This is a genomic window from Nocardia sp. XZ_19_369 (assembly GCF_015355715.1).
GTDB lineage: Bacteria > Actinomycetota > Actinomycetes > Mycobacteriales > Mycobacteriaceae > Nocardia.
In genome coordinates this window covers 155,773-182,767 of sequence record NZ_JACVED010000006.1, presented here as the reverse complement: position 1 = coordinate 182,767, position 26,995 = coordinate 155,773, and the positions used below count along the sequence as shown (strand labels likewise).

The following is a 26,995-nucleotide window of genomic DNA, read 5'->3' as shown; positions in this document are numbered from 1 at the left end:
AGTTTGCGCCGACGCGGCCTGCGGACGGCGGCGGTGTGACCGCTGTGTGACGAAGTGGTGCGCTCGCGATTATCGAAGGCTCGTCGGCAAACCGCCAGCATGATTGAAAAATAAAGTAGCGCAATACAATACAACTACCGCGCAGATAGATGGTGGTGCAGGTATGTGCGTTCCGCCGAGATGCGGAACTGCTTGGTGGTCTGTACATTTGGTGCAGCCCGAACGCTGCAGGAGGGGTCGGGATCAGCCAGCATGCCTTCTTGGTGAACGTGAGTGCGGAAGTACGGAACTTGTCACAGTCATTGAACGCGCCGGAAGGCGAGCGTCGGGAACCGCTGTTTCGACGTCTGCGCATACCCCTGCTAGCGCTGTTGACCTGCGCCGCCGTCACCTCGGTTGTCGTGGTGGTCGCGGTGTATTACGCGCCGACCGACTTCCGCGTCCCGCTGACCATCGGCGCCGTCGCGGCGGCGATCGCGTTGTGCGCCACGGTAACCGCGGCGGTGCACTATCGCGGTGCGGCGATCCGCGCCCGCCAGGCTGCAGCGGCGGTGACAGCCGAGGCGTCGGCCAGGATGGCGGCCGCGAGCGAGGCCACCAACCTGCACGCGTGGGAAGCGAAGAACAGCGACAGCCGCCGGTCCGCCGCGATGGCCGCGTTCGCCGGCGCGGCAGGCCGCATGCAGGCGATGACCACCAGCATGCTCGCCGAGCTGCGCGAAATGGAGCATCGGCACGCCGACCCGAAGGTGCTCGCCGACCTGCTGCACCTGGACCACCGCACCGCGCAGGCCGGTCGCCTCGCCGACAGCATCGCCGTGCTCAGCGGCGCCCGCTCCGGTCGACGCTGGGCCAAACCCATTGCCATGGAGTCGATCCTGCGTGGCGCGATGGGGCGTGTCTCGGGCTACCAGCGGGTTCGGCTGCGGGCCATCGCCGAGATCGCCATCGCCGGGCACGCGGCCGAAGGTGTGATGCACACGCTGGCCGAGCTGCTCGACAACGCGTGTAATTTCTCCCCGCCGACCACCGAGGTGCACGTCTACGCCGCCGAGGTGCCCGCGGGCGTGGTGCTCACCATCGAAGACAGCGGACTGGTGATGAGCGAATCGGCGCTGCGCCGCGCCGAACAGACCGTGTCGAACGGGCCGGACGGGCGCGGACAGCGTGCCTCGGACCTGTCGTCGTTGAGCGGCACACGGTTGGGGCTCGCCGTTGTCGGGCACCTCGCGCGTAAGCACGGACTCACTGTGTCCTTCCGGCCCTCGGCCATCGGTGGCACGGCGGTGGTCGTGGTGGTGCCGCGGGATCTCACTGCGCGCGTTGATCGTTCGCAACCGTCGGCGCTCGGTACCATTCCCGCGATACCCACCGCTACGTTGCCCAGTGCTACGTCGCAGCTCACCGCGTTGTCGCAGCCGAAACCGGCGTCGGTCGCGCGAGTTGCGGCGTTGCCGGACTTCGCAACCGGGAACCCGGTCGGCGCAAACCCGGCCGCTGCTGCCGCGAACCTCACCGCCGGTGCGAACTCTGTTGGCGCGAACCCTGCCACTGGCGCGAACCCTGCGGCTGCCGGAAGCTCTCCGGTTGGCGCGAGCCCTGCGACTGCCGGAAATTCTGCGGGTGCCGTCAGCCCCGGGGTTGGCGCGAGCGCTGCGGTTGCCGGTAACTCTTCGGCCGACGCGAACTTCGCTGCTGGCGCTAGCCTTACGGATGCCGCGAACTTTGTGGGCGGCACGAGCCCTGCGGGTACCGGAAACTTCGCGGCTGGCGGGAAGTCCGAGGTTGGCGCGAGCGCTGCGGGTGCCGGAAACGTGGCGTCGGTGGGGAATCCTGCGGCTGACGTGAAGTTCGCGACTGGTGGGAATTCCGAGGTCGGCGCGGGCCCTGCGGGTACCGGAAACATTGCGGCTGGTGCGAATTCTCTGGCCGGCACGAGCGCTGCGGGTGCCGGAAACGTGGCGTCGGTCGGAAACCCTTCGGCTGACGTGAAGTTCGCGGCTGGCATGAGCTCCGAGGTCGGCGGAAGCCCTGCGGGTATCCGAAACGTGGCGTCGGTCGGGAACCCTACGGCTGACCTGAACTTCGCGTCTGCCGCGAACTCTGCGGCCGCCGCGACTTCCACCTCCGCTCCGAATTCTTCGACTCCAACCAACCCCACCGCGTGGACCCCTTCGGCCACCCCGAATTCCGCTCCGGATCTCTCGCCCACCGTCGAGCACACCAGCATGGGCTTACCCAAGCGCCGCCGCGGCAGCACCCTCGCCGCCGTCCACCCCGCCGGACTCTCGCTACCCACGCATGATGCGCCCGCCGCGGCCACCCCGCCGGTGTCGACGCCCGCGTCCTTCGGTGCGTTCCAGCGCGCGGTGTCCGGCCGCGACACCGATACCTCCGCTGCCGCAACACCTTCCCCGTCCCCTACCGTTGCCGTGGAGAATGATCGATGACAACGTCTGTGCCGTCGCAACTCAGCTGGCTGTTGGAGCAACTGCTCGCCCGCACTCCCGGCGCTCGCCACGCGCTGCTGCTCTCCGGTGACGGTCTCAAGATCTGCCACACGCCGGAATTGAGCATGGACAAGGCGGATCAGCTATCCGCCATCTCGGCGGGCATCCAAAGTCTTTCGCACGGTGCGTCTGTCGAGTTCGGTGACGGCAGAGGCGGTGTGCGCCAGTCGATGACGGAGTTCTACGGCGGCATCCTGTTCATCGTCGAGGCGGGTCTCGCCGCGCACATCGCGGTCGTGGCCGGCGAGGACGCGGACGCAGGTCTGGTCGGGCACAACATGCGGGAGCTGGTCGAACAGCTGAGTCATCATCTCGCGTCCGCGCCACGCGTCGGGGGAGCGAGCGTGTCGTGAAAAGGCCAGGCCGCGACGACGACCCCGACCGGCTCTACACACTGACCGGGGGACGCAGCAAACCGGACTCCGACAGCTTCGACCTGGTCACCCTGGTGGTCAGCGAGTGCGCGCCGACGCAGGGCATGCAGTCCGAACACGTTGCCATCCTGGACATGTGCCGCGCGCCGACCGCGGTCGTCGAGATCGCCGCCGAGCTGCGCATCCCGTTCGGCATCGCCACCATCCTGCTGTCGGACCTGCTGCACGCAGGCAAGATCACCGTCCGGCATCCCGACGTCGGCCCGGCTGCGCCGTGGAATTCGGTGCCCGACTCCACCACCCTCGAGAAGGTGCTCGTTGGACTCCGCAACCTTTGACGCTCGGCCCGCCCGCGCCGACGCCCCGCTGAACAGCGCGACCCGCCAGGGGCTGAAGATCGTCATCGTCGGCGGCTTCGGCGTCGGCAAGACCACCATGGTCCGCGCGGTCAGCGAGATCCGCCCGCTCGATACCGAGGCGACGATGACCAACGCGGGCGTCGGGATCGACGACCCGACCGGCGCCCCCGGCAAGTCCACGACCACGGTCGCCTTCGACTTCGGGCGCATCACCATCGACGCCGAGAACGTGCTGTACCTCTTCGGCGCCCCGGGACAGGAACGGTTCTTCTTCCTCTGGGACCGGTTGTTCGCCGGTGCGCTCGGCGCGATCGTGCTCGTCGACCAGCGCCGAATTGCCGACTCCTGGTACGCCATCGACCGGTTGGAAGCCCAGCGCACCCGATTCGTGGTGGCCTGCAACAACTTCGGCGGACCTTCTCAGCTCGCCGAGGTGCGCGACGCCCTCGACCTGGATCCGCATGTGCCGCTGGTGGATTGCGACGCCAGGTCGCGTGAGTCCAGCAAGCGCGTGCTGATCAGCCTGGTCGAGCACATCTATGCCGACGCCCGAGCGGAGACCGCATCATGACCACCTCGAGTGCCGCCGCGGCGGCCACCGGCGGCTGCCCGGTCCACCCGGAGACCGGCGCCGTGCCGCTGAGCGGTCCGCGCTTCCACACCGACCCGCAGCACCTGTACCGCGAGATGCGCCGCGAACACGGGCCCGTCGTGTCCGTCGAACTGCCCGGTGGTGTCCCGTCCTGGCTGGTCATCGGGTATCGGGAGTTGCATCAGGTCACCAGCGATCCGGAGCTGTTCCCGCGCGACGTCAGCCTGTGGAACCAGTGGCCCAACATCCCCGAGGACTGGCCGCTGCTGCCGATGGTCGGGCAGCCTCGCCCGTCGATCTACTTCACCGCGGGTGCCGAGCATCGCAGGCATGTGGCGATGGTCGAACCCGCGCTCGAATCGATCGATCCGTTCGAATTGCGCCGCACCTGTGAGGAATTGGCGGACCGGCTGATCGACGGCTTCTGCGGGCGGGGCGAGGCCGATCTGGTCGCCGAGTTCGCGGTGCCGATGCCGGTGCTCGCGCTCGCCTGGGCGCTCGGCTTCCCCGACGAGGACGGCGCGCGGCTGGCGTGGAGCATGAAGGCGCTCGCCGACGGTGGTGCCGACGCGCAGGCGGCGTACGGGCGTTTCTACGAGCAGATGCAGCAGGTGCTGGCCGCGAAGAAGGCGCGGCCGGGCAACGACCTGGTGTCGCGGATGCTCGCGCACCCGGCGCAGTTCAGCGACGAGGAGTACGTGCAGGATCTGATGGCGGTCACCGCCGCCGCGCACCTGCCGACCGCCGACTGGATCGGGAACTCGGTGCGGCTCATGCTCACCGACGACCGGTTCGCCGCGGCCCTCGGTGGTGGGCGGCGCAGCGTCGGCGAGGCGATGAACGAGGTGCTGTGGGAGGACACGCCCACGCAGATCCTCGCCGGTCGGTGGGCGGCGCGCGATACCCGGTTGGCCGACAAGGTGATTCGGGCCGGCGACATGCTGCTGCTCGGACTCGCGGCCGCCAACGCCGACCCGCATGTGCGTCAGCATCTCGTCGACGGCGTCGAACCCGCGCACGCAGGCAACAGCGCGCACTTCGCGTTCAGCTACGGCGAGTACCGGTGCCCGTTCCCGGCTCAGCAACTGGCCGAGATCATCGCGCGCACCAGCATCGAGGTGCTCCTCGACCGACTGCCCGACATCGATCTCATGGTTCCCGCGCAGAACCTGGTCCGGCGCCCGTCGGCGTTCCTGCGCGGCATGACTTCTTTGCCGGTTCGTTTCACCCCAGTTCGTGCAGTCGGAGGTCCCCAGTGACACAAACATGCCCTTTTGCCATCGATCCGATGGTCGGTGACCTCGCCGGCGAGACCGCCTACCTGCGTGCCGCGGGTCCGCTCACCCGCATCGAACTGCTCGGCGTGCCCGCCTGGACCGTCACCGAGCATGCGGTGGCCAGGCAGCTGCTCGTCGATCCGCGGCTGATCAAGGACATCAACGGCTGGTCGCTGTGGAACTCCGGTGTAGTGACGCGGCAGTGGCCGCTGATCGGCATGATCGATGCGGGACGTTCCATGTTCACCGTGGACGGTGCCGAGCATCGCAGACTGCGGATCAAGACCACGCAGGCTTTGTCGCCGCGTCGACTAGAGGACATCCGGCCCGTCATCGAGCGACTAACCGGCGAGCTCCTGGACGATCTCAGCGCTGCGGGTGATTCCGTGGTGGACCTCAAAGAGGTCTTCGCCTACCCCCTGCCGATGCGCGTCATCAGTGAGCTGATGGGCGTGGACCGCGCCGACCATCCGATGCTGCTCACCTGGTACAAAGCGTTCTTCTCGCTGCTCACCCCGCAGGACGAGCGGTTGCGGGTGATCGATGAAATGGACCGGTACTACACCGATCTGGTCCGCAAGAAGACCGCCGATCCCACCGACGACCTCACCAGCGCCCTCATCCTGGCCACCGACGGCGGTGAGCCGCTGACCGAAGAAGAAGTGGTCGGCAACCTCAAGGCACTCGTCGCCGCCGGTCACGAAACCACCGTCGGCCTCATCCTGAACGCCGTGCGCGCCCTGCTCACCCGTCCCGAACAACTGGACAAGGTCCGCTCCGGCGACATCGAGTGGAAGCAGGCCGTCGAGGAAACCCTGCGCTGGGACAGCCCGGTCACCCACCTGCTGATGCGCTTCGCCACCGAAGACATCACCATCGGTGACACCGTGATCGAAAAAGGCGAGGGTGTCGTCATGTCCTACCGCGCCATCGGCCGGGACACCGCCGTGCACGGCGAAGACTCCGACGAGTTCGACCTCACCCGCACCACCTCCCACCGCCACCTAACCTTCGGCCACGGTCCCCACATCTGCCCCGGGGCGGCCCTCTCCCGGCTCGAAGCAGGCATCGCCCTGCCAGCCCTCTTCGACCGTTTCCCGAACATTCGGCTTGCGGTTCCGGTGGAGGAAATCCGCAACCTTCCAGTACTCACGCAAAACGACCTGGCGGCGTTCCCCGTTCACCTCGGCTGATCCGCTTCGCAGATCCGCACCTTTCATCGGGATGCGCACGCTTTCTCGGGATGCGCACTCTTTGCGGACGCCCCGCAGCGGTGCGCTACCCAACAACTGGTGCGGATGCCGGTTTGCACTGTTTGTTGGGATGCGCACTGCTTGCGGACGCCCCGAAGCGGTGCGGATCCCAACAACTGGTGCGGATGTGCGTCCCGCTGGGTCAGAGCCGGTGGATGGTGAGCGGGGTCGGGGTGGGGAGGGCGGCTTGTTCGATGTGGCCGTCGTGGTGGGTGGTTCGGTCCCGGGCCAGTGCTGCGAGGATTCGGTGGGCAATGTTCTGTGTGGTGAGGTCTTGCCATGTCCAGCGGACCACTTGGAACCCGCAGGCGCGCATGGCATCCTCGCGAACTTTCTCGGCGAACACCGCGTCGCCGGGTTCTCGGCCCGGCCGGAGTAGCCGACCGTACTTGGTGCGCCCATCGAATTCGCCGAGCACGCCGGTACCTTCGAAGTAGAAGTCGACGCGCCCGAGGAACGCGCCGTCGGGACCATAGACGTTCCCCTGCGGAGTGGGTGTGGGCAGCCCGAGGTCGGCACACAGCACCCGGCTGCGTGATTCACCTGCGCTTTCGCTGTGCGCGTCCAGGAACGCGACCACCCGCTTCGCTGCCGCGACACCGTGCCGATTCTTTGCGATCGTGAGCTCCGCGACCAGATCTGTTTCTGCCACACCGAAGTCACGAATCAGCGCGTCGCCGCTGACAACAGCGGATTCGAAAGGCAAAGTCCGAGCAAGGTCGACAACAGTCCTGGCTGGGGTCGTGACCAGCATGTCGGCTATCTGAACCGCGGATTCCATTGGTGCACAATGCATCTTGACGTCCGATTTGATCCGGCCACCTGATCGTCGGTTTCGGGTGACGGCAACTCGTTCCAGCGGCGTGTGCCATAGGGGCGCCCGGTACATCACCACAGCGGACTGGTGACTTACCACCGTCCCGTCCGCCATAGTCGGAACCACAGCCTCGATCAGTAAGCGGTGCTTGGCAACCGGATCCAGTTCCGCGTACCCGCAGCGATCGACGTACGCACCTCGCCGAAGTCGACACCATTCGGTGCCGGTGTACCGCCGTCGAATCTCTTCGTCACTGAGCCCTCGACTCAACTCCGCGCTACGTCGGTGAACGCTCACGTGGTCCATGCCCTCATCCTCACCACCGGCCACCCCCCAAACCACCCACCACCGGTCGAATGTGCACAACTCAGCCTTGTGGATGAACCCCACGCCTGTACTGCCGGCTCAAGGCCCCAGCGCGGATTGACATGCGCACCGCTTCTCGGGTGGCGCACTCGATACGGGGCTCGTAGGTAGTGCGGATGCCAGGAAAGGGTGCGGCGTTTCGAGGGCGGGGTCAGGGGGTGGGGCGGTGCAAGCGGTTGTTGGCGGCGTTGCGGACTCGGCGTGTTCTGCCGTGTTCAGTCAGCAAGGTGAGGGCGTCGGGTGCGGTGACGGTGTTGGCGGCCTTGCGCTGGAGCCAGTCGGTGGCGGCGACAACATCCTCGGGAGTCCAGTTGTGGCCCAGGATGATCGATTTCAGCAGGGTCCATTCCCGAAGGCGGCGGGTGAGGAACTTACGCTCGGCGATAAGTGGGGACATGGTGGTGGCCCATTGGTCGAAGCGGGTGCTGCCGAGTTGCATCAGTTGGGGCGCACGCTGGTCGAAGTGGCCGGATATGGCGGCCTCGGCCATGACCTTGTCTGGGTCGCGTAAGACGGTGGCGACGAGCTCGGGTTCTGCCTTGTCGTCTACGGCGGCCAAGTCTCGCTGGTACTTCCAGTAACGCCGGTGCTCCTCCGGAACAGCTTGCTCGTCGGTGCCGACCATGATGTCTACTGTGCCAAGAGTTTTCCGGCGGCGGTTTCTATTTTGGCTTCGTCGAGCAGGACGGTGTCGGCGGCGGGGCCTAGGGGGATGAAGGTGTCTTCGCTGGTGACTCTGGCGATGTGGCCGTCGAAGCCGGCGTCGATGAGCGCGGCGCAGACGGATACGGAGACGCCGCCGCTGTGGCGGGTTTCGTCGGCGATGAGGACGCGGCCGGTGGCTCGGGCGTGTCGGAGGAGATCGTCGAGGGGGAGGGGGGAGAGCCAGCGGAGGTCGAGGACGCGGGGGCGGATGCCGCGGTCGGCCAGGCGGCGGGCTACGCGCAGGCTCATGGGGACGCCGTTGGCGAAGGTGACGATGGTGAGGTCGGTGCCGTCGCCGTAGATGCGGGCGCGGCCGATCTCGACGTGGTCGGTGTCGGAAGGTGTTGCGAGCCAAGCGTTGTCGCCTGGTTCGTGCAGGTCGCGGGTGTGGTAGAGGGCGATGGGTTCGAGGTAGATGCAGACGCGGCCGTCTACTCGGGCGGCGGAGACGCAGGTGCGCAGGAGGGCGGCGGCGTCGTCGGCGCGCGCGGGGGAGGCGATGACGAGGCCGGGGATGTCGCGCAAGGCGGCGATGGAGTTGTCGTTGTGGAAGTGGCCGCCGAAACCCTTCTGGTAGGCGTAGCCGGCGATGCGGACCACCATCGGATTGTGGTAGCGCCCATGGGAAAAGAAGGACAGGGTGGCGGCCTCGCCGCGCAGTTGGTCGGCGGCATTGTGCACGTAGGCCAGGTATTGGATCTCGGGGATCGGCACGAAACCGGCGAGCGCGGTGCCCAGGGCGGTGCCGAGGACGCTCTGCTCGTCGAGCAAGGTGTCGAAGACGCGTCGCTTGCCGAACTGCTTTTGCAGTCCTTTGGTCACGCCGTACACGCCGCCCTTGCGGCCGACGTCCTCGCCGAAGACGAGCACGTCCGGGTCGCGGGCGAGCAAGCTTGCCAGTGTGCGGTTGATCGCCTGCCCGAGCGTCAACGAATCATCGCTGCCTGCACCGGAGTTCGCGCTGGCGGTGGCGGGTGCCACGCGAGGTGCGCTGGCGGCTGTGGTTGTCGCGTCCAGCGAGGTGTCGGCCTGCGTTGTGCCGACGTGCGTCGGAGTGCCCCGCCCTGCTGCATCGCTCGCTGCTGCGGCAGAAGGCCCGATATCGTTGGGAGAGCTTGCCTGCCGTGCGTGGGAGGTCTGCGATGTCATTGCTGGGGCAGGGTCGGGACGCGCCGCATCATTCGCCGGGGATGCGGCGAGCTGGCCGGTGCGCAGGACATCGGCGCGTACCAGTGCCGGGCGCGACGGTGCGAGTGGTGCCATTACAGCGGTCGCGGAGGCCAATTTCGGCTCGCGCCAGACGAGTTCGGCTGTGCGGGTGACGCGGTGGGCGATGTCGTCGTAGCGCTCGAGTACCTCGGTGGGTGTCGCTACACCTGCGGCGACCAGCAGTCGGGCGGTTGCGGTGACCGGGTCGCGGAGGAGGTCGGCGGCGATGTCGGCGGGTCTGCGGTAGGCGGCTTCCACGTCGGAACCGGCGTGGCCCATCAGGCGGACCGTTCGCATGTGCAGGAACGCGGGCTTGCGGTGTTCGCGGACCCACGCGGCGGCTGCGGTCGAAGTGGTCAGTGCGTCGATGGGATCGCAGCCGTCGGCGCCGAAGTACTCCAGTCCGGGGCGGGAGCCGTAGGCCTGCTGGATCCAATCCGCGGGGGTGGGGACGCTGATCCCGATGCCGTTGTCCTCGCACAGGAACAGGATCGGCAGCGGAACACCTTGGCGGGCAGTGTGAATCGCCGCATTGATCGCGCCCGCTGCGGTGGAATGGTTGGCGGAGGCATCGCCGAAGCTGCACAGCACCACCGCATCCGACGGCCACTCGCTCGAAACGCCAAGTCGTGCAGCACGATCGATCGCGAACGCGAGACCTACCGCGCGGGGGAGATGTGAGGCGATGGTCGAGGTCTGCGGGATGATGGCGGCGGGCTTGCTGCCGAAAACCTTGTGCCGCCCACCGGATATCGGATCCGCCGCCGCGGCGACGACCCCGAGCAGCACGTCGCGGATCGGATCGAGACCAGGCACCTGCCGAGTGCGCTGCACGAAGAACGCCCCGGATCGGTAGTGCAGCAGCGCGGGATCGGTCACCCGCAACGCCACCCCGAGCGCCGCATTGCCCTCGTGTCCCGACGACCCGATGCTGTAATACCCCCGCTTGCTCGCCCCCAACTGCCGAGCCGCGAGATCCAACTGCCTGCTCGTCGCCTGCGCTTCGAACAGCTCCAGCAGAGTCGCACCGCTGATCCCGGGCGCGAAATCCTCCTCCGCCGCACGATCCAGCGCCGGTGTCAGCGCACCGACCGCCGCCCGAAACCGATCATCGAGAACCTGGCCCGGGCTGGATCCCGGGTTCGCTGCCCGCTCACTCACCGCCCCACCTTATCGGCAAACCCGATGATTATGCGCACCATATCCAGTTCGGCCGAATAAGTTCCGGCCAAACCCTCAGTCGGCCGGACATGAACCCTCGCCCGCCTGATTCGGCAACCAGCATTCCGCAGGGACACGATGGATCACGCACCAGACGTTCGCCAGCCACCATGTCCCCTCAGCACCCGAGGCAGGGCGGCGCGCACGTCCAACGGGGGGCACGGCAGCGCGCTCACTCGACATTGCCGCCACGATGTCCCGTTCGTGGGCGCGAGATGTGGCGGACGGGAAGTGGTGGTGTGCTTACTCGGCGATTGCCGCCGTCAGGTCCCGCACGGCGGCAAGACATGGCGGCGGTTGTGCCGGAAGGGACATGGTGGCGTGCGCACTCGACCCTCGCGACCGTCATGTCGCATGGCGGGCGAGACGCGCGGCGGGTGCATCGAATGGGACACAGCGGCGCGCACACAGTGATGCTCAGCCCCGTGATGTCCCGCCCGGCGGGCAAACATGGCCGCAGGTGCGCCGTAGGAATGTGCGCACTCGACGTTCACTCCATGTCGCGCACTGAGTGGCGCGCTGCGGCGCGTGGCACGCGAGATGGTCGCGTGCCTTGTGCGGGGGCGGCGGTTGCGCCAACGGGACGTGGTGGCTGTGCTCACTCGAGATTCGGCGCTGTGCCCCCCATTCCAGCAAGCCAGGAGGGCCAGCAGGTGTTGGTGGCGCGTCCACTCGGCGGTTGGCGCCGTGATTTCCCGTTCGGCGGGAAGGCGTAATGGCCGGTGCGCCAGAAGGGGGCATGGTGGCGTGCTTACTCGTCGTTGGCTCTATGTCGCGCACCGGATGGCACGCTGCGGCGCGTGGCACGCGAGATGGTCGCGTGCCTTGTCGGGGTGTTCGACGCGCCTGTCCTCGCCAGCATGTCCCGTTCGGCGCCCTGAGATGTGGCGGACGGGACATGGTGGTGTGCTTACTCGATGTTTGCCGCCGTCAGGTCCCGTTGGGAGCACCGAGACGTCGCGGACGGGACGTGGGGGCGCGGCGGCTCGATGTTCTGCGCCCTCATGTCCCCCGGGGCGAGCAACGTGTTGGCTGCCGGGGACATGAAGGATGAACGGTGACGTTCAGTCTGGCAACTGCAACGCTGACGCCGCGTCTTGGTCAAGCAACCACGTGGTGGACTCGAGCCCAACCGCGCCCGCGGAGGGGATGTCGACCGGGTCGGCCCCGGAGATTGCTTCGGCGACCGCGTCCGCCTTGGCCGCCCCACCGACGACCAGCACCACATGCCGCGTGCGGCGGATGGCGGGGATGGTGAGGGTGACTCGGACCGGGGGAGGTTTCGGCGAATTCGTTACGGCGACAACGAGTTCGTGTTCCTCGCGGACCGCGTCGGTGTGCGGGAACAGCGAATTGATGTGTCCCTCGCCGCCCATGCCGAGCAGGTGCAGGTCGAAGGAGCCGTGTTCGGCCAGGTAGGCGTGTACGGCGGCGGAGTATTCGGCGGCGGCCTCGATCGGGTCGGGATATTCGCCGTCGGAGGCGGCTACCGGGTGTATCCGGGCCGGGTCGACCGGGACGTGGTCGAGTAGGGCCTGGCGTGCCTGGAGGTCGTTGCGTTCCGCGTCGCCTGCGGGGACGAAACGCTCATCGCCCCAGAAGAAGTCGACGTTGGACCAATCGATGTCGCCGGGGGACTTGCGGACCAGTTCGAGCAGTCCGATGCCGGTGCCGCCGCCGGTCAGCACGACCGACGCTGTGCCGCGTTCTTCCTGTGCGGCGACGACGACCTCGACGAATCGGGCCGCCGCGGCGGCGATCAGCGAGTCGGTATCGATGTGGACTTCTACTGTGTCGCTGGCGGATTCACTCATAGGTCACCTTCTCGATTCCGGCGAGGGCCTCGGCGTAGATCTCGTCGGCGTCCAGCCTGCGCAGTTCTTCGGCGAGGCAGTCGCGAGTTTCCCGGCGGGCCAGCGCGATTCGCTGATCGGGGTCACCGGTGCGGGTCAGCGTCGCGGTGCGTCCGGTCTGCGGGCGTTCGATGGTGACCGAGACAGACGGCCGGTGCAGCTCCACGCGCAGCGCCCCGGAGCGGCGGATCACCGGGCAGCCGAGGCGGCCGGCGAGCCACCCGGCCAACGTGTCCAGGGCCGGTTCGTCGCGCAAACCGGATACCAGCACCGATTCCACCGGCTCGAAGGGCGGTTCGTCCAGCGCGGCGGCCAGCAGCGCACGCCAGTAGGTGATCCGGCTCCACGCCAGATCGGTGTCGCCCGCCGCGTAGGAGCCGAGCCGCTTCTTGATCGCGGCCTGCGGATCGGCGGCGTAGGTGGCGTCGGTGATGCGCCGAGTCGCCAAGCGGCCCACCGAATCCTTGGACGGGAACTCGGGAGCGCCCCGCGGCCACCAGGCCACCACGGGGGTGTCCGGCAGCAGGAACGGGATGACGACGCTGCTCTCGTGGTTGATCAGCTCGCCCTGCAACCGCAGCACGATCACCTCGGCCGCGCCCGCGTCCCCGCCGACCCGGATCTGGGCGTCGAGACGGGTCTCCGCGTCGCGGTCGCCACGCGCCAAAACGACCACCCGGCAAGGGTGTTCGCGGCTGGCATCGTTGGCGGCGTCGATCGCGTCCTCGGCCTCGGAGCTGTCCAGCGTGCACACGACCAGGGTGAGCACCCGCATCATGGTGATCACGCCGTTGCTCTCGCGCAGCTGCACGATGCGCTTGGTGACCTCGCCGGTGGTGGTGTGCGGAATGTCGATGATCATGGCCGCCGCCATTCGCGCCCGGTGCGGGCGAGCATCTCGTCGGCCGAGGAGGGACCCCAGGTGCCCGCCTCGTACGGTTCGGGTTTGCCTTCGGTGGCCCAGTGCTCGAGCACCGGATCGAGGATGCCCCAGGACAATTCGACCTCCGCGTTCACCGGGAACAGCGACGGCACCCCGAGCAGCACGTCGAGGATCAGGCGTTCGTAGGCCTCGGGGGAGGACTCGGTGAACGCCTCGCCGTAGCTGAAATCCATGTTGACGTCGCGCACTTCCATGCTCGACCCTGGCACTTTCGAGCCGAACCGGGTGGTGATGCCCTCGTCCGGCTGCACCCGGATGACCAGCGCGTTCTGCCCGAGATCCTCGGTCATGGTCTGGTCGAACGGCAGGTGCGGCGCCCGCTTGAACATCACCGCGATCTCGGTGACCCTGCGGCCCAGGCGTTTTCCGGTGCGCAGATAGAACGGCACCCCGGCCCAGCGGCGGGTGTCGACCTCGAGCGTGATCGCGGCGTAGGTCTCGGTGCGCGACTCCGGGTCGAAGCCCTCCTCGTTGAGCAGGCCGACCACCTGCTCGCCGCCCTGCCAGCCGTCGGCGTATTGTCCGCGCGCGGTGGTCTCGTCCAGCGGCTCGACCAGCTTCGTGGCCGAGAGCACCTTGATCTTCTCGGCCTGTAACTGCTTGGGCTGGAAGCTGATCGGCTCCTCCATCGCGGTGAGCGCGAGCAGCTGCAGCAGATGGTTCTGGATCACATCACGGGCCGCGCCGATGCCGTCGTAATAGCCTGCGCGACCGCCCAATCCGATGTCCTCGGCCATGGTGATCTGTACATGGTCGACGTAGTTGGCGTTCCAGATCGGGTCGTAGAGCTGATTGGCGAAGCGCAGCGCCAGAATGTTCTGCACTGTCTCTTTGCCGAGATAGTGGTCGATCCGGAAGACGGTCTCCTCCGGGAACACCCCGTTGACCAGCGCGTTGAGCTCCTGGGCGCTTTCCAGATCGTGGCCGAACGGCTTCTCGATCACCACCCGCCGCCACGGTTTACGACCCGCGGCGTCGGTGCTGTCCGGTTGCGCGAGTCCGTGTTCGGAGAGCTGATTGAGCACCACCGGAAACATGTTCGGCGGAATCGACAGGTAGAAGGCGTGATTGCCGCCGGTGCCGCGCTCCTTGTCCAGCGCCGCCAGGGTCTCGGCGAGGGTGGCGAAGGCCTTGTCGTCGTCGAAACTGCCCTGCACGAACCGGATTCCCTCGGCCAGATGGTCCCAGACCTCCTGCCGGAAAGGCGTGCGCGCGTGCGTCTTCACCGAGTCGAGCACGACCTTCGCGAAGTCCTCGTCCGCGTAGTCGCGCCGGGCGAAGCCGACCAGCGCGAAGCCCGGGGGCAGCAGCCCCCGGTTCGCGAGGTCGTAGATGGCCGGCATCAACTTCTTCCGGGACAGGTCGCCGGTGACACCGAAGATCACCATGCTGCACGGGCCCGCGATGCGCGGGACCCGCTTGTCCCGCTCGTCGCGCAGCGGGTTCTGCCAGGTCGGGTTCTTGGGGCCGGCCATCGGTGTCAGTTGGCCCCGGCCGCTTTGGACAGCTCCTCCGTCGTGGCGGAGATCAGTTCCGCCCACGACTTCTCGAACTTGTCCACGCCTTCGCGCTCGAGCACCTGGAACACGTCGTCGAGGTCGACGCCGACGGCCGAGAGCTTGTCGAAGACCTCCTGCGCGGCCGCGGCGGTGCCGCTGACCGTGTCGCCGCGGATCTCGGCGTGGTCGGCGACGGCCTCGAGGGTCTTCTCCGGCAACGTGTTCACCGTGTTCGGCGCGACCAGCTCGGTGACGTACATGACGTCGGAGTAGTCCGGGTTCTTCACGCCGGTCGAAGCCCACAGTGGCCGTTGGCGATTCGCGCCCGCGGCGGCCAGGTGGTTGTAGGTGGAGGTGTGCTTGCCGCCGTCGAACACGTCCTGATATTCGGCGTAGGCCAAGCGGGCGTTGGCGATTCCGGCCTGCCCGCGCAGCGCGAGGGCCTCGTCGGAGCCGATCGCCTCGAGCCGCTTGTCGATCTCGGTGTCCACCCGGGACACGAAGAACGAAGCGACGGAATGGATCTTGCCGAGGTCGTGGCCCGCGGTCTTGGCGCTGCGCAGTCCGTCGAGGTAGGCGCCCATCACGGCGCGGTAGCGCGCGACGGAGAAGATCAGCGTCACGTTCACGCTGATGCCCTCGGCGATCACCCGGGTGATCGCGGGCAGGCCCGCCTCGGTGGCCGGGATCTTGATGAACAGGTTGGGCCGGTCCACCGTCTTCCACAGGTCGATGGCCTGCGCGATGGTCTTGTCCGCGTCGAAGGCGAAGCGGGGGTCGACCTCGATGGAGACGCGGCCGTCCACCCCGTTGGACGCCTCGAACACGCCTGCGAAGACATCGCAGGCGGAGCGCACGTCGTCTGTGGTGATGGTGCGGATCGCGGCGTCGGCGTCCGCGCCCTGGGCGGCAAGCTCTTTGAGCTGTCCGTCGTAGGCGTGGCCCTTGCTGAGCGCACCCTGGAAGATGGTCGGGTTGGTGGTCACCCCGACGACGCTGCGGGTCTCGATCAGCTCGGCCAGGTTGCCGGACTGGATGCGGTCGCGCGACAGGTCGTCGAGCCACACCGAGACGCCGGCCGCGGACAGGGCGGCGGTATTCGCGTTCTGTGTCATGAGCGCTTATCCCTTCACGTTTTCGACGGCGCCGCTGTTCTCGAACGTGGTGAGCGCGGCGGCGACCACGGCTTCGGTGGTGATTCCGAACTCGCGGAACAGGGTCTTGTAGTCGGCGGACGCACCGAAGTGCTCGATCGAGACGATCTCGCCCGCGTCACCGGCGAACCGGTGCCACGGCATCGCGATACCCGCCTCGACCACCACGCGCGCGGTGATCGTCGGCGGCAGCACCTCGTTGCGGTAGGCCTGGTCCTGCGCGTCGAACCACTCCACGCACGGCATCGACACCACCCGGGTTCCGATGCCACGCTCCTCCAGGCTAATCCGCGCGCCGACGGCGAGCTGGAGCTCCGAGCCGGTAGCGATGAGGATCACCTGCGGGGTGTCGGTGGAGGATTCGGCCAGGATGTAGCCGCCCTTCTTGACGCCCTCGTAGCTGGTTCCCTCCTGGACCGGCAGATCCTGGCGGGTCAGCGCCAGCGCCGACGGCCCGTCCTGGTGCGGCATCTCCGAGACCGAGAAGTGCGAGGTGTGCTCGCTGCTGTCGCGCTCGAGGATGGTGCGCCACGCGTAGGTGGTCTCGTTGGCGTCGCCGGGGCGGACCACGTTGAGGCCCGGGATGGCGCGCAGCGCGGCGAGGTGCTCGATCGGCTGATGCGTCGGGCCGTCCTCGCCGAGGCCGATGGAGTCGTGCGTCCACACGTAGATGGCGGGCACGCGCATCAGCGCGGCCAGGCGCACCGCGGGACGCATGTAGTCGCTGAACACCAGGAAGGTGCCGCCGTACGGGCGGGTCGGGCCGTGCAGCGCAATGCCGTTGAGGATCGCGCCCATGGCGTGCTCGCGCACCCCGAAGTGCAGGGTGCGGCCGTACGGGTTGGCCTTCCACATGCCGGTCGAGATCGACTCGGGGCCGAAGCTCGCCTCACCGGACATGGTGGTGTTGTTGGACTCGGCGAGGTCGGCCGAGCCGCCCCACAGCTCCGGCAGCACCGGCGCCAGCGCGGCGAGCACCTTGCCGGAGGCCTTGCGGGTGGCGACGCCCTTGGGGTCCGGCTCGTAGCTCGGCAGGTTCTCGGCCCAGCCCTGCGGCAGGTCGCGCTTGGCGAGCCGGTCGAACAGGGTCTTGTTGTCCGGGTTGGCCTGCGCCCACGCGTCGAACTGCTGCTGCCACTGCGCGTGCGCCTGCTTGCCGCGATCGATGGCCTTGCGGGTGTGCGCGATCACCGCGTCGTCCACCTCGAAGGTCTGCTCCGGGTCGAAGCCGAGGATCTTCTTGGTGGCGGCCACCTCGTCCGCGCCCAGGGCGGCACCGTGCGCAGCGCCGGTGTTCATCTTGTTGGGCGCCGGGTAGCCGATGATGGTGCGCAGCACGATGATCGACGGCTTGCCGGTCTCGGCCTTGGCGGCGGCCAGCGCCGACTCGATGGCGACGACATCTTCGCCACCCTCGACCACCTGAACGTGCCAGCCATACGCCTCGTAGCGCTTGGCGACGTCCTCGTCGAAGGCGATGGTGGTGTCGTCCTCGATGGAGATCTTGTTGTCGTCGTAGATCAGCACGAGGTTGCCGAGCTGCTGGGTGCCCGCGAGCGAGGAGGCCTCGGAGGTGACGCCCTCCTCCATGTCACCGTCGGAGGCGATCACGTAGATGAAGTGGTCGAACGGGCTGGCGCCCGGCGCGGCGTTCGGATCGAACAGGCCGCGCTCGCGGCGGGCGGCCATCGCCATGCCGACCGCGGCGGCCAGGCCCTGGCCGAGCGGCCCGGTGGTGATCTCGACGCCGTCGGTGTGCCGGAACTCGGGGTGGCCCGGGGTGAGCGAGCCCCACTTGCGCAGGTTCTTCAGATCGTCCAGTTCCAGGCCGAAACCGGCCAGGTAGAGCTGGATGTACTGGGTGATACTGGAGTGACCGCAGGACAGCACGAACCGGTCCCGGCCGACCCAGCTCGGGTCGCTCGGGTCGATCCGCATGGTCCGCTGGTAGAGGGAGTACGCCAGCGGCGCCAGGCTCATCGCGGTGCCAGGGTGTCCGTTGCCGGCGTTCTGCACCGCGTCGGCGGCGAGCACCCGGATCGTGTCGACGGCCTTGGTGTCCAGATCCGTCCAGTCGTCCGGGTGATTCGGCTGAGTGAGGGCGCGGATGTCGTCTGTGACTGACACGACCGAGGTTCTCCTGACATTGGTTTGGTCGACGGCGGCTTTACTGGCGGCGATGAACGCACGGCAGCGGCGCGTGCATACCGGGTGTGTACCCAACCACCCTAGATGTGCCCATTGAGCGGGGTGCGGGGAACCCTGTCTTTGTTTGCCCCGCGAACGGCGCTCGAAACCCGCGTGCGGCCGGGGTTCTCCGGACCCGTGGCGCGCCGTCAGCTGGGTCACATTCCCAATGTTGTTGCGTGGGGCTATGCGAGGAGCATGCTCGGCGGGGTCTACCATCCTCTGTAGTAGTAGCCGCGCCGCACGGCTGAGGAGGCGCCGAGGCGGGCGAAGGTCCAGCTCTCGCGCATCCAGCTCAGCGGGATCGAGCGTGCTGCTTGGTCCATGCCGGATGCGATGCACAGCGTGCGAGGAGAAACAGTGCGGATTGGGCAACAGCCGGGTGGCAATGGCGCGCACGGCTCCGCTCCGACGGCGCTGGCGGACCGGTTCACCGGGCCAGGGCTGCCGTCCCGACTACTGCGACGAGTGCTCGCGTACATCGCGCTCACCAAGCCGCGGGTCATCGAATTGCTGCTCGTCGCGACGATTCCGACGATGCTGCTCGCCGATCGAGGGCACATCGACATCCGCCTCATCCTGGTCACCCTTTTCGGTGGCTGGATGGGCGCGGCCAGCGCGAACACGCTGAACTGTGTCGCCGACGCCGATATCGACAAGGTGATGAAGCGGACCGCGAAGCGCCCGCTGGCCAGGGAGGCGGTGCCGACCTCGCACGCCTTCGTGTTCGGTGTGGTGCTCGGCCTCGGCTCGTTCGCCTGGCTCTGGTGGCAGGCGAACCTGCTCAGCGGTGTCCTGGTGGTCGCGACGATCCTGTTCTACGTCTTCGTCTACACCCTCGGTCTCAAGCGCCGCACCTCGCAGAACGTGGTGTGGGGCGGCGCCGCGGGCTGCATGCCCGCCCTGGTCGGCTGGTCCGCGGCGACCGGCGGCATCGGCTGGCCCGCCGTCGTGCTGTTCGCTGTCATCTTCTTCTGGACACCGCCGCACACCTGGGCGCTGGCCATGCGCTACAAGGAGGACTACCGCGCGGCGGGCGTGCCGATGCTGCCCGTGGTGGCCACCGAGCAGGTGGTGACCAAGCAGATCGTCATCTACACCTGGCTCACCGTGCTCGCCACCTTGGCGCTGGTCCCCGCGACCGGCGTGGTCTACGCGGCCGTGGCGCTGGTGGCCGGAGCGTGGTTCCTGCTCATGGCGCACCAGCTGTACTCCGGCGTGCGGCGCGGCGAATCGGTGAAGCCGCTGCGACTGTTCCTGCAGTCGAACAACTATCTCGCCGTGGTGTTCTGCGGTCTCGCGGTCGATTCCGTGCTCGGCTGGGACACCGTCGGTAGCTTCCTCTGATCCACCTTCAGTTGCGGCGGGCCAGGTAGCCGTCGGGCCGGATCTCGACCCGGGTGCCGTCGACCGCGTGGTACGTGGCGAAGGCATGGCCCGCCACATCGATGACGTACCGTCCGGCCGCCGTGGTGCCGGGCCGGACTACCGCGTAGGCCTCGGTGCCGGTGGGGAGTTCGCCGGTCTCGCCGAAGCACAGCAGCGTCGAGTGCGGGCCGCGGAACAGGTCGAACAGGCGAATCGGGTTGCCCGCCATGTCCTTCAGCGGAGCATCGGGGGCGCGGTCACCGGCGACGAGCGGACCGAGGTCGGCCGGGTCGCGGTAGCTGATGTCCAACTGCTGGGTTTCCGGGCCGCGCCGCATCGCATCCTCGGCACCGTCGACCAGCTTGTCGAGCAGCGCGGAACTGATACCGAGGACGCGCGCGGCGACCGTCCTGCGCTCGGATTCGTAACTGTCCAGCAGTGATTCGTCACCGTGCATGGCCGCGGCCAGCTTCCAGCCGAGGTTGTACGCGTCCTGGATGCCGGTGTTCATGCCCTGCCCGCCGGTCGGCGGATGAACGTGCGCGGCGTCACCCGCGAGAAAGACGCGTCCGTCCCGGAATCGTTCGGCCAGGCGGATATTCGGCCGCCACACCGTCACCCAGGTCAGCTCGGACAGCGTGATGTCGGTGCGGCCGGAGTAGCGGTCGACGTACTCCTGCAGCACCGCGAGGGTCGGCTCGGCCTCGTCGGTCAGCGGCGCCGCGAACTGGAAGTGGCGCCCACCGGGCAAGGGGGACATGGCGATCCCCTCCATCGGCCGGTCGGCACCGGCGAACCAGTAGCCGAAGGCATGGTCGAGGGCGTCGGCCCGGACATCGCCGAGCAGCAGCCGCAGTGACTCGTCGGTGCTGCCCTCGAACGCGATACCGAGCGTCTTGCGCACCGTGCTGCGGCCACCGTCGGCGCCGATCAAATAGGCGGCGCGCACGGTCTCGTCGGTATCGCCGCACCGCAGGATCGCGGTGACGCCGGTCGGGTCCTGGGTGAACGTCCGCAGCGTCGTGCCGAGCTCGACCCGAACACCGAAGTCCGCGAGCCGATCGCGCAGGATTGCCTCGGTTCCGGCCTGCCCGAGCACCCAGCCATTCGGGTAGGGGACCGCGGGCGTCGGCTCGATCGGGTCCCACATCCGGTGCTCGCCGACGAACTCGCCACCGAGGTAGGCCAGCATGACCGGCCCGGTCGCGCCTGCCGCCAGCACGGCGTCGAGCACGCCGAGGTCGTCGAACACCTCGAGGGTGCGGGGTTGGATGCCGTCACCGCGGGAGCCCGCGAAGAACTCGGTGGCCTGGTCGATGATCCGCACCGGAATGTTCCGGCGGGCCAGCTCGAGGGCGAGGGTCAAGCCGGTGGGTCCGGCGCCCGTGATGAGTACCTGCTCGTGCACGTTCTTCTCCTGAATTGAGATTCAATGAATAATGATTCAGTATTGGAGTTGGTACCTTGCCTGTCAAGGAGGTGGGTGCGGGTGTCGATGAGTCGCAAAGAGAAGTCGGCCGAAACCGAGCACGCGCTGAAGGCGGCTGCGCTGCGCCTATTCGCCGAGCGCGGTTACCTGAACACGAAGATCGTCGACATCACGACGGCGGCGGGTCGCGCGGCCGGGTCGTTCTACAACCATTTCGCGGGTAAGGAAGAGCTACTCCAGGCGCTGCTGGACGACGTCGCGGCGGCGGGCGACGTGACGGCGGAGGGGCCGGACCACAACCCGGACTTCACCGATCCCGCGGCGATCCGCTTCCACGTGGAGCAGTACTGGATCTCGGCGCGCCAGCACTGGGCCGTGTACCGATCCATCCAGCAGGCGGCGCTGGTCAACGACGAATTCGCCAGGCAGGCCGGGCAGTTCGCCATTCAGCAGCGCCGCGACATCGTCAACCATCTGGACGGTTTCGGTCCGGACGGGCCGACGCTGCCGAGCACGCCCGACGCCAGCCTGGCGATGATGTTCCTGCTCGCCACCGGCATGGTGCAGGCGGTCGAGGAGGGCACGGTCGAGTTGACCGATAAGCAGGCCGTGGACGGCCTGACGCGCTTCATCTACCGCGGCCTGACCGGCCGCGATTACTGAACCGGTCTAGGAGCCGGGCAGCAGGACGATGGAGCCGGTGGTCTTGCGCGCCTCGAGATCGCGGTGCGCCTGTTCGGCCTCGGCGAGCGGGTAGGTCGCGCCGATCCGGATCCGCAGCGTGCCATTGTCGATGGCGTTGAGGATGTCCGTTGCGCGCCAGAGCAGTTCGGCGCGATCGCGGGTGTAGTGGGCCAGCGTCGGGCGGGTGACGAACAGCGAACCCGAGCCGGCGAGGCGCTGAAGGTCGAACGGGGGAACCGCGCCGCTGGCACCGCCGAAGAGGGCGAGCATGCCGCGGACCCGCAGCGACGCGAGGCTGGCCTCGAAGGTGGCCGCGCCGACACCGTCATACACCGCGGCCACGCCGACGCCATCCGTGAGTGCGCGCACCTGGTCGGCGAGGTCGTCGCCGTAACGCAGCACTTCGGCGGCACCGGCCTCGCGGGACAGCTTCTCCTTCGCATCGGTGGACACCGTGGTGATCACTCGCGCGCCGCGGGCCGCGGCGAGCTGGGTCAGCACCAGGCCGACGCCGCCCGCGCCCGCGTGTACCAGCACCGACTCGCCCGGCTGCGGGGTGTAGATCGATTCGAGCAGATAATGCGCGGTCATGCCCTGAAGTAGCGCGGAGGCGGCCACCTTCGGGTCGACCTCGCCGGGCACCTTGACGGCCACCGCGGCGTTCACCGCGACCCGCTCGGCGTAGCTGCCGGGTCCGGCCGCCCACGCGACGCGGTCGCCGACGGCGAACTCGGTGACGTTCGCGCCGACCTCGGCGACCACACCGGAGCCCTCCGCACCGGGCACGTAGGGCACGTCCTGCGGATAGCGGCCGGTGCGGATATAGGTGTCGATGAAGTTGATGCCGATGGCCTGGATGTCGACGAGCAGCTGATCGGGACCGAGCTGCGGGTCCGGCACCTCGACGTACTCCAGGACTTCGGGACCACCGTGTTCGGACACCTGAATCGCACGCATGAGATCTGTTCTACACCTTCGCGGTGCGCACGTCGGACCCGGCGGTGGCGGACAAATCCGGCAGGGGGACTGGACCGTTTGCTACTGGCCGGTAAACTCCGTGCCATGAGTGCTGATGTCGCCACGGCCCCGGTGAAGTTGTCGGGCGCCCTCGTGGAGTCCGTCAAGGGTTTCGTCGCCGATCACGACGGTTCGGCCACGGCCGTGCTGCAGCCGCTCGGCCGCGCCGGTGTCCGGGTGACGCTGGTCGGTGCCGACGGCATCCTCGGCGACCGGGTCGTCACCGATATGGCCACCGCGAAGGAACTCGTCGCCACGATCGACGGTCTCACCGAGGCCGACGAGTGGGACCGGGAACTGACCTCGATCGTCACCCCGCGCAAGTCGCACTGGGCACAGATGGCCGGTTGGGTGGCCAAACAGAAGCGATTCCCCAAGGCGCGCAACGAGAACTGAGCGGTGCGCGTGATGCGGCTGTTCGGCCGCCTCGGTGCGGTACTGCTTGCCGGGTGCATAGTCCTTGTGGCTCCGGCGATTCCGGCGAGTGCGCAGCAGAGTAATGCCCTGCGGGTGTGCACGCCCGGCGACTATCCGCCGTATTCGATCGCCGAGGATGCGGGCGAATATCGCGGTGTGGACATCGAACTGGCGCGCGGCTTCGCCGACCTGCTCCGCAGGCCGATCCAGTTCGTTCCGGTCACCTGGGCGACCCTGAAGACGGATTTCGCTGAGCGCCAGTGCGATATCGCGGTCGGCGGCATCTCCGACCAGCCCGCGCGCCGGGCCTTCGCCGACTTCTCGATCGTCTACGGCACCGACGGCAAGACGCCGATCACCCGCCGCGCCAGCGGCGCCGACTACTCGACGATCGAGCAGATCAACCGGCCCGAGGTGCGGGTGATCGCGAATCGCGGCGGCACGAACGAGGAGTTCGCTCGCAAGAACTTTCCCGACGCCCAACTCACCCTCTGGCCGGAGAATCTCACCATCTTCGACGAGGTCGAACAGGGCCGGGCCGACGTCTTCGTCACCGATGCCGTCGAGGGCCGCTACCGCGTCCGCCAGCACCAGGGCCTCCAGGTTCTGCACCCGGACAAGCCTTTCGACTCCTTCGGCAAGGTGCTGCTGATCCGCAAGGACGACCCGGTGCTGTCCACGCTGCTCAACGGGTACCTGACCACTCAGCTCGCCACCGGCACGGTGGACCGGCTGTTCGACCAGTGGATCGGGCCCAACACGACGGTTCCGGTCGGCTAGTCCGACGGTCTAGTGGTGGCAACGCAATTGGGGTAGTGGTCCATCCAGGTGTCGCAGGATAGGTCGTGCGGCTCCATCGCGAAACCATGGCCGCCGTGGCTCCCCTTATAAATTGCGTAAAGTCCTTGCGGCCAATATTCGGCGACCCGTGGCGAGCCGACCTGGCTCAATACTCCCCGCGCACCAGGTTCTTGGGTTCTTCACCAGCCACGAAGCGGAGGATCTCCGCACGGACCACGGCGTAGCCGCGTTCGTAACTGCCGGTGCTGTTCCCGCCGACGTGCGGGGTGAGCAGGAGATTCGGGGCGGTCCAGAGTGGATGGTCCGGCGGCAGGGGTTCGGGGTCGGTGACGTCCAGTGCCGCACGGAGCCGGCCCGATTGCAGCTCGGCCAGCAGGGCATCGGTCTGGACGATCGGCCCGCGGGCGATGTTGACGAGAATGGCGTTGTCGTCCATCGCGGCGAGGAAGGCGGCGTCGACCATTCCGGTGGTGCGAGTGGTGACCGGGACAGTCAGCACGACGACGTCTTTTCCGGGGAGTAGGTCGGGTAATTCATCGACGCTGTGCACCCCGTCGCGGGCCCGAGTGCCGACCAGCGTCACCTCGGTGTCGAAGCCGTCGAGCCTGCGGACGAGCTCGGCGGCGAGATCACCGGCGCCGATCACCAGAATCCGCTTGCCGACCAAGGTTCCGGTCTGATGGAAGGTCCACTGCTGGGCGCGCTGGGCGTCGGCGAAGCCGCCGAGTTCGCGATAGATGTGCAGCAGCGCGGCCATTACCCATTCGGCCGAGCTGCCGCCGTGCGCACCGCGTCCGGTGGACAGGCGCACCCCATCGGGTAACCGGCTGATCCAGCCCTCGGCGCCCGCGGTCATCATCTGCACCAGTCGCAGCTTGGGTAGCTGGGTCAGGTCGACAGTGTCGGCGCGGGAAAGGAACTTGGGCACCAGCACTTCCGCGTGTTCGGCGCCCTCGGGTAGCGGCTCGCCCGCTTCGTAGCGCAACGGCTGTATGCCGTCGATTCCGGACAGGACCTCGAAGCCGTAGTCATCCGGCACCAGAACAATGACCGCCATGCTGGCCAGGTTAGCGGTCCCGGCCGGGCGCGCATCCGGCCGGACTTTTTCCGGTCTCCCGCAGTGCGTAAGCGCAATCGTCCGCTCCAGCATGTACTGTCTGGGTCAGTTGAGCGAATCGAGCCAATTCGCCGCAGAGTGACATATCAGTCGGTTAAATTGAGCCCGGTCGGGGGTGGAGCCGGCGGAATCGAGGTAGCGGTGGTCGACAGGGTCGCTCGGGTGTCCGAGCCACTGGTGCGGTGGGGATTCGAGCTGGTCCTGACGAGTCTGCGGACCTTCGGCCGGACTCTCCAACTCGCCGTCGCCTCCTTCAGCTATCTCGTCGGGGACATCCTCAAGTTGCGCCATCCCTGGCGGGACACGCTGCAACAGGGCTGGTTCATCGTCAGCGTCACCGCGATTCCCGCGGTGCTGGTGGCGATTCCGTTCGGCGTGATCGTTTCGGTGCAGGTCGGCAGCCTGACCCAGCAGGTGGGCGCGACCTCGGTGGCGGGTGCGGCGGGCGGGCTCGGCGTCATCCGGCAGGGCGCGCCGATGGTGACCGCGCTGCTGCTCGGCGGCGCGGCCGGGTCGGCCATCGCGTCGGATCTGGGCGCGCGCACCATCCGCGAGGAGGTAGACGCGTTGCGCACCATGGGCATCGACCCGGTGCGGCGGCTGGTCGCCCCGCGGCTGGCGGCCATGATCGTGCTGACGCCGCTGCTGTGCCTGCTGGTCATCTTCATGGGCGTGTTCACCGGATATGTGGTGGCGGTCGGGTTCCAAGGGGTGACGCCGGGCAGCTATCTGTCCTCGTTCGCGGCCTTCGCGACCATGGCCGATCTCGCGGTGGCGATCGGCAAGTCGGTCATCTTCGGGGTGATCGTGCTGATCGTCGCCTGCCAGCGCGGGCTCGAAGCGACGCACGGGCCCAAGGGCGTCGCCAACGCGGTCAACGCCGCGGTGGTGATCGGGGTGATCGCCGCGTTCGGCGTGAATCTCGTGATCACCCAGCTGGTTTCGATGTTCCTGCCGCAGAAGGTGGGTTGATGACGGAAATACCGGCCCAGTATCGGCCGTTCGGCCGTGCCGGTCGCCTCGTCGAGCGCGGCACCCGCGGACCGCTGACCCTGTTCGAATCGCTGGGTCATCAGCTGACTTTCGCGGTCCAGGTGCTCGCCGCGATACCGCACACGCTGCGCGCGTACCGCCGCCAGACCATGCTGACGCTCACCGACATCACCTGGGGCAGCGGCAATATCATCGTCGGCGGCGGCACGGTGGCGGTGCTGATCTTCCTCGGGGTCGCGGTCGGCGGCTCGATCGGCGTGGAGGGTTTCACCGCGCTGAACATGGTCGGCATGGGGCCGCTGACCGGTTTCGTCTCCGCCTACGCCAACACCAGGGAGATGGCGCCGATGGTCGCCGCGATCGGTTTCGCGGCTCAGGCGGGCTGCCGGATGACCGCCGAGATCGGCGCGATGCGCATCTCCGAGGAGATCGACGCGCTGGAAGCCATTGGTATCCGGCCGATTCCGTTCGTGGTGACCACCAGGGTGATCGCGGGCATGATCACCATCGTCCCGCTCTACCTGCTGACGCTGATCCTCAGTTACCTCTCGTGCGCGGTCGTGGTGAACGTGCTGCACGGTCAGTCCTCGGGCACCTATTACCACTACTTCGACGCCTTCCTGCAACCCGGCGACGTGGTCGCGTCGCTGATCAAGGCGACGGTGTTCGTGGTGATGATCATCCTGATCCACGGCTACCAAGGCTTTTACGCGACCGGTGGGCCGGAGGGCGTCGGGCGGGCCTCCGGCCGGGCGATCCGCGCGAGCCTGGTGCTGGTGGTGGTCGCGGACATGATCATGACGATCGTCTTCTGGGGACTCGATGTCGGAATCAAGATTTCGGGGTGACT

The 26,995-nt window shown here is 67.8% G+C and carries 23 protein-coding genes; 12 read left to right on the top strand and 11 right to left on the bottom strand.

Features of this window, described 5'->3' with window-relative positions; translation table 11 throughout:
- Window positions 1–290: 290 nt before the first annotated feature.
- The 6 genes from IBX18_RS42215 to IBX18_RS22965 are packed head-to-tail and all read left to right on the top strand — an operon-like array spanning window position 291 to window position 6,305.
- Complete coding sequence (locus IBX18_RS42215) at window positions 291–2,450, top strand: ATP-binding protein (RefSeq protein WP_228541609.1); 2,160 nt, start codon at window positions 291–293, stop codon at window positions 2,448–2,450.
- The gene (locus tag IBX18_RS22985) at window positions 2,447–2,863 is read left to right on the top strand and encodes a roadblock/LC7 domain-containing protein (RefSeq protein WP_147131814.1); all 417 of its coding nucleotides are present in this window, start codon (window positions 2,447–2,449) and stop codon (window positions 2,861–2,863) included. The genes IBX18_RS42215 and IBX18_RS22985 overlap by 4 nt, the downstream gene beginning before the upstream one ends.
- Entirely contained in the window at window positions 2,860–3,222 is a 363-nt protein-coding gene (locus IBX18_RS22980) for a DUF742 domain-containing protein (protein WP_135232001.1), read from the top strand. Before IBX18_RS22985 ends, IBX18_RS22980 begins: the two co-directional genes overlap by 4 nt.
- The gene (locus IBX18_RS22975; protein WP_135232000.1) at window positions 3,203–3,814 is read left to right on the top strand and encodes an ATP/GTP-binding protein; all 612 of its coding nucleotides are present in this window, start codon (window positions 3,203–3,205) and stop codon (window positions 3,812–3,814) included. Before IBX18_RS22980 ends, IBX18_RS22975 begins: the two co-directional genes overlap by 20 nt.
- Window positions 3,811–5,094, top strand: coding sequence for a cytochrome P450 (locus IBX18_RS22970; RefSeq protein ID WP_194835640.1), 1,284 nt, complete (start codon window positions 3,811–3,813; stop codon window positions 5,092–5,094). The genes IBX18_RS22975 and IBX18_RS22970 overlap by 4 nt, the downstream gene beginning before the upstream one ends.
- A 29-nt stretch (window positions 5,095–5,123) precedes the next feature.
- Entirely contained in the window at window positions 5,124–6,305 is a 1,182-nt protein-coding gene (locus IBX18_RS22965) for a cytochrome P450 (protein ID WP_228541608.1), read from the top strand.
- A 202-nt stretch (window positions 6,306–6,507) separates the two neighbouring features.
- Here the strand turns inward: IBX18_RS22965 and IBX18_RS22960 are convergent, their stop codons facing one another.
- The 8 genes from IBX18_RS22960 to tkt all read right to left on the bottom strand — a co-directional run bounded on the left by IBX18_RS22960 (window position 6,508) and on the right by tkt (window position 18,259).
- Entirely contained in the window at window positions 6,508–7,146 is a 639-nt protein-coding gene (locus IBX18_RS22960) for a hypothetical protein (RefSeq protein WP_228541607.1), read from the bottom strand.
- A gap of 553 nt (window positions 7,147–7,699) precedes the next feature.
- On the bottom strand, window positions 7,700–8,173 hold the full coding sequence (locus tag IBX18_RS22955; protein WP_194835637.1) for a hypothetical protein: 474 nt from the start codon (window positions 8,171–8,173) through the stop codon (window positions 7,700–7,702).
- Between the two features lie 5 nt (window positions 8,174–8,178).
- Entirely contained in the window at window positions 8,179–10,623 is a 2,445-nt protein-coding gene (locus IBX18_RS22950; RefSeq protein WP_194835636.1) for a thiamine pyrophosphate-dependent enzyme, read from the bottom strand.
- Window positions 10,624–11,747: 1,124 nt separating this feature from the next.
- Window positions 11,748–12,497 (bottom strand): 6-phosphogluconolactonase, encoded by a 750-nt coding sequence (gene pgl / locus IBX18_RS22945; protein WP_194835635.1) that lies wholly within the window; start codon window positions 12,495–12,497, stop codon window positions 11,748–11,750.
- On the bottom strand, window positions 12,490–13,398 hold the full coding sequence (gene opcA, locus IBX18_RS22940; protein WP_186818477.1) for a glucose-6-phosphate dehydrogenase assembly protein OpcA: 909 nt from the start codon (window positions 13,396–13,398) through the stop codon (window positions 12,490–12,492). The genes pgl and opcA overlap by 8 nt, the downstream gene beginning before the upstream one ends.
- Window positions 13,395–14,954: a glucose-6-phosphate dehydrogenase gene (zwf, locus tag IBX18_RS22935; RefSeq protein WP_194835634.1), complete on the bottom strand. Its 1,560-nt coding sequence runs from the start codon at window positions 14,952–14,954 to the stop codon at window positions 13,395–13,397. The genes opcA and zwf overlap by 4 nt, the downstream gene beginning before the upstream one ends.
- 5 nt (window positions 14,955–14,959) lie before the next feature.
- Window positions 14,960–16,093: a transaldolase gene (gene tal, locus IBX18_RS22930; RefSeq protein WP_194835633.1), complete on the bottom strand. Its 1,134-nt coding sequence runs from the start codon at window positions 16,091–16,093 to the stop codon at window positions 14,960–14,962.
- A gap of 6 nt (window positions 16,094–16,099) precedes the next feature.
- On the bottom strand, window positions 16,100–18,259 hold the full coding sequence (gene tkt, locus IBX18_RS22925) for a transketolase (RefSeq protein WP_194835632.1): 2,160 nt from the start codon (window positions 18,257–18,259) through the stop codon (window positions 16,100–16,102).
- A 396-nt stretch (window positions 18,260–18,655) separates the two neighbouring features.
- Between tkt and IBX18_RS22920 the strand changes: the two genes are divergently transcribed.
- The gene (locus IBX18_RS22920) at window positions 18,656–19,666 is read left to right on the top strand and encodes a heme o synthase (RefSeq protein ID WP_228541676.1); all 1,011 of its coding nucleotides are present in this window, start codon (window positions 18,656–18,658) and stop codon (window positions 19,664–19,666) included.
- Window positions 19,667–19,673: 7 nt separating this feature from the next.
- Here IBX18_RS22920 and IBX18_RS22915 read toward each other — a convergent pair whose 3' ends face one another.
- Window positions 19,674–21,095, bottom strand: a complete 1,422-nt coding sequence (locus tag IBX18_RS22915; RefSeq protein WP_194835630.1) for an FAD-dependent monooxygenase — start codon at window positions 21,093–21,095, stop codon at window positions 19,674–19,676.
- A gap of 87 nt (window positions 21,096–21,182) precedes the next feature.
- On the opposite strand from IBX18_RS22915, the gene IBX18_RS22910 reads away from it, so the two are divergent.
- Window positions 21,183–21,779 carry a TetR/AcrR family transcriptional regulator gene (locus IBX18_RS22910; protein WP_194835629.1) on the top strand — a complete coding sequence of 199 codons (597 nt, stop codon included), beginning with the start codon at window positions 21,183–21,185 and terminating at the stop codon, window positions 21,777–21,779.
- Window positions 21,780–21,785: 6 nt separating this feature from the next.
- Here IBX18_RS22910 and IBX18_RS22905 read toward each other — a convergent pair whose 3' ends face one another.
- Window positions 21,786–22,757 (bottom strand): quinone oxidoreductase, encoded by a 972-nt coding sequence (locus IBX18_RS22905; RefSeq protein ID WP_147131842.1) that lies wholly within the window; start codon window positions 22,755–22,757, stop codon window positions 21,786–21,788.
- A 105-nt stretch (window positions 22,758–22,862) separates the two neighbouring features.
- Here IBX18_RS22905 and IBX18_RS22900 point away from each other — a divergent pair, with 105 nt between their 5' ends.
- Window positions 22,863–23,213 (top strand): hypothetical protein, encoded by a 351-nt coding sequence (locus IBX18_RS22900; protein WP_194835628.1) that lies wholly within the window; start codon window positions 22,863–22,865, stop codon window positions 23,211–23,213.
- 12 nt (window positions 23,214–23,225) lie between these two features.
- Window positions 23,226–24,014: a transporter substrate-binding domain-containing protein gene (locus tag IBX18_RS22895; RefSeq protein ID WP_228541606.1), complete on the top strand. Its 789-nt coding sequence runs from the start codon at window positions 23,226–23,228 to the stop codon at window positions 24,012–24,014.
- Window positions 24,015–24,180: 166 nt separating this feature from the next.
- On the opposite strand, the gene IBX18_RS22890 is transcribed toward IBX18_RS22895, so the two are convergent.
- Window positions 24,181–25,092 (bottom strand): 2-hydroxyacid dehydrogenase, encoded by a 912-nt coding sequence (locus IBX18_RS22890; protein WP_194835626.1) that lies wholly within the window; start codon window positions 25,090–25,092, stop codon window positions 24,181–24,183.
- Window positions 25,093–25,251: 159 nt separating this feature from the next.
- Between IBX18_RS22890 and IBX18_RS22885 the strand changes: the two genes are divergently transcribed.
- Both IBX18_RS22885 and IBX18_RS22880 read left to right on the top strand, forming a co-directional pair.
- Complete coding sequence (locus tag IBX18_RS22885) at window positions 25,252–26,124, top strand: MlaE family ABC transporter permease (RefSeq protein ID WP_373889219.1); 873 nt, start codon at window positions 25,252–25,254, stop codon at window positions 26,122–26,124.
- Window positions 26,124–26,993 carry an ABC transporter permease gene (locus IBX18_RS22880; RefSeq protein ID WP_194835624.1) on the top strand — a complete coding sequence of 290 codons (870 nt, stop codon included), beginning with the start codon at window positions 26,124–26,126 and terminating at the stop codon, window positions 26,991–26,993. Before IBX18_RS22885 ends, IBX18_RS22880 begins: the two co-directional genes overlap by 1 nt.
- Window positions 26,994–26,995: the final 2 nt, after the last annotated feature.

Coding starts and splice junctions, on each gene's coding strand:
- IBX18_RS22985 (WP_147131814.1), top strand. CDS start 2,447: ATGACAACGTCTGTGCCGTCGCAACTCAGCTGGCTGTTGGAGCAACTG.
- IBX18_RS22970 (WP_194835640.1), top strand. CDS start 3,811: ATGACCACCTCGAGTGCCGCCGCGGCGGCCACCGGCGGCTGCCCGGTC.
- IBX18_RS22965 (WP_228541608.1), top strand. CDS start 5,124: ATGGTCGGTGACCTCGCCGGCGAGACCGCCTACCTGCGTGCCGCGGGT.
- IBX18_RS22960 (WP_228541607.1), bottom strand. CDS start 7,146: ATGGAATCCGCGGTTCAGATAGCCGACATGCTGGTCACGACCCCAGCC.
- IBX18_RS22955 (WP_194835637.1), bottom strand. CDS start 8,173: ATGGTCGGCACCGACGAGCAAGCTGTTCCGGAGGAGCACCGGCGTTAC.
- pgl (WP_194835635.1), bottom strand. CDS start 12,497: ATGAGTGAATCCGCCAGCGACACAGTAGAAGTCCACATCGATACCGAC.
- opcA (WP_186818477.1), bottom strand. CDS start 13,398: ATGATCATCGACATTCCGCACACCACCACCGGCGAGGTCACCAAGCGC.
- zwf (WP_194835634.1), bottom strand. CDS start 14,954: ATGGCCGGCCCCAAGAACCCGACCTGGCAGAACCCGCTGCGCGACGAG.
- tal (WP_194835633.1), bottom strand. CDS start 16,093: ATGACACAGAACGCGAATACCGCCGCCCTGTCCGCGGCCGGCGTCTCG.
- IBX18_RS22920 (WP_228541676.1), top strand. CDS start 18,656: ATGCACAGCGTGCGAGGAGAAACAGTGCGGATTGGGCAACAGCCGGGT.
- IBX18_RS22910 (WP_194835629.1), top strand. CDS start 21,183: ATGAGTCGCAAAGAGAAGTCGGCCGAAACCGAGCACGCGCTGAAGGCG.
- IBX18_RS22905 (WP_147131842.1), bottom strand. CDS start 22,757: ATGCGTGCGATTCAGGTGTCCGAACACGGTGGTCCCGAAGTCCTGGAG.
- IBX18_RS22900 (WP_194835628.1), top strand. CDS start 22,863: ATGAGTGCTGATGTCGCCACGGCCCCGGTGAAGTTGTCGGGCGCCCTC.
- IBX18_RS22895 (WP_228541606.1), top strand. CDS start 23,226: ATGCGGCTGTTCGGCCGCCTCGGTGCGGTACTGCTTGCCGGGTGCATA.
- IBX18_RS22890 (WP_194835626.1), bottom strand. CDS start 25,092: ATGGCGGTCATTGTTCTGGTGCCGGATGACTACGGCTTCGAGGTCCTG.
- IBX18_RS22880 (WP_194835624.1), top strand. CDS start 26,124: ATGACGGAAATACCGGCCCAGTATCGGCCGTTCGGCCGTGCCGGTCGC.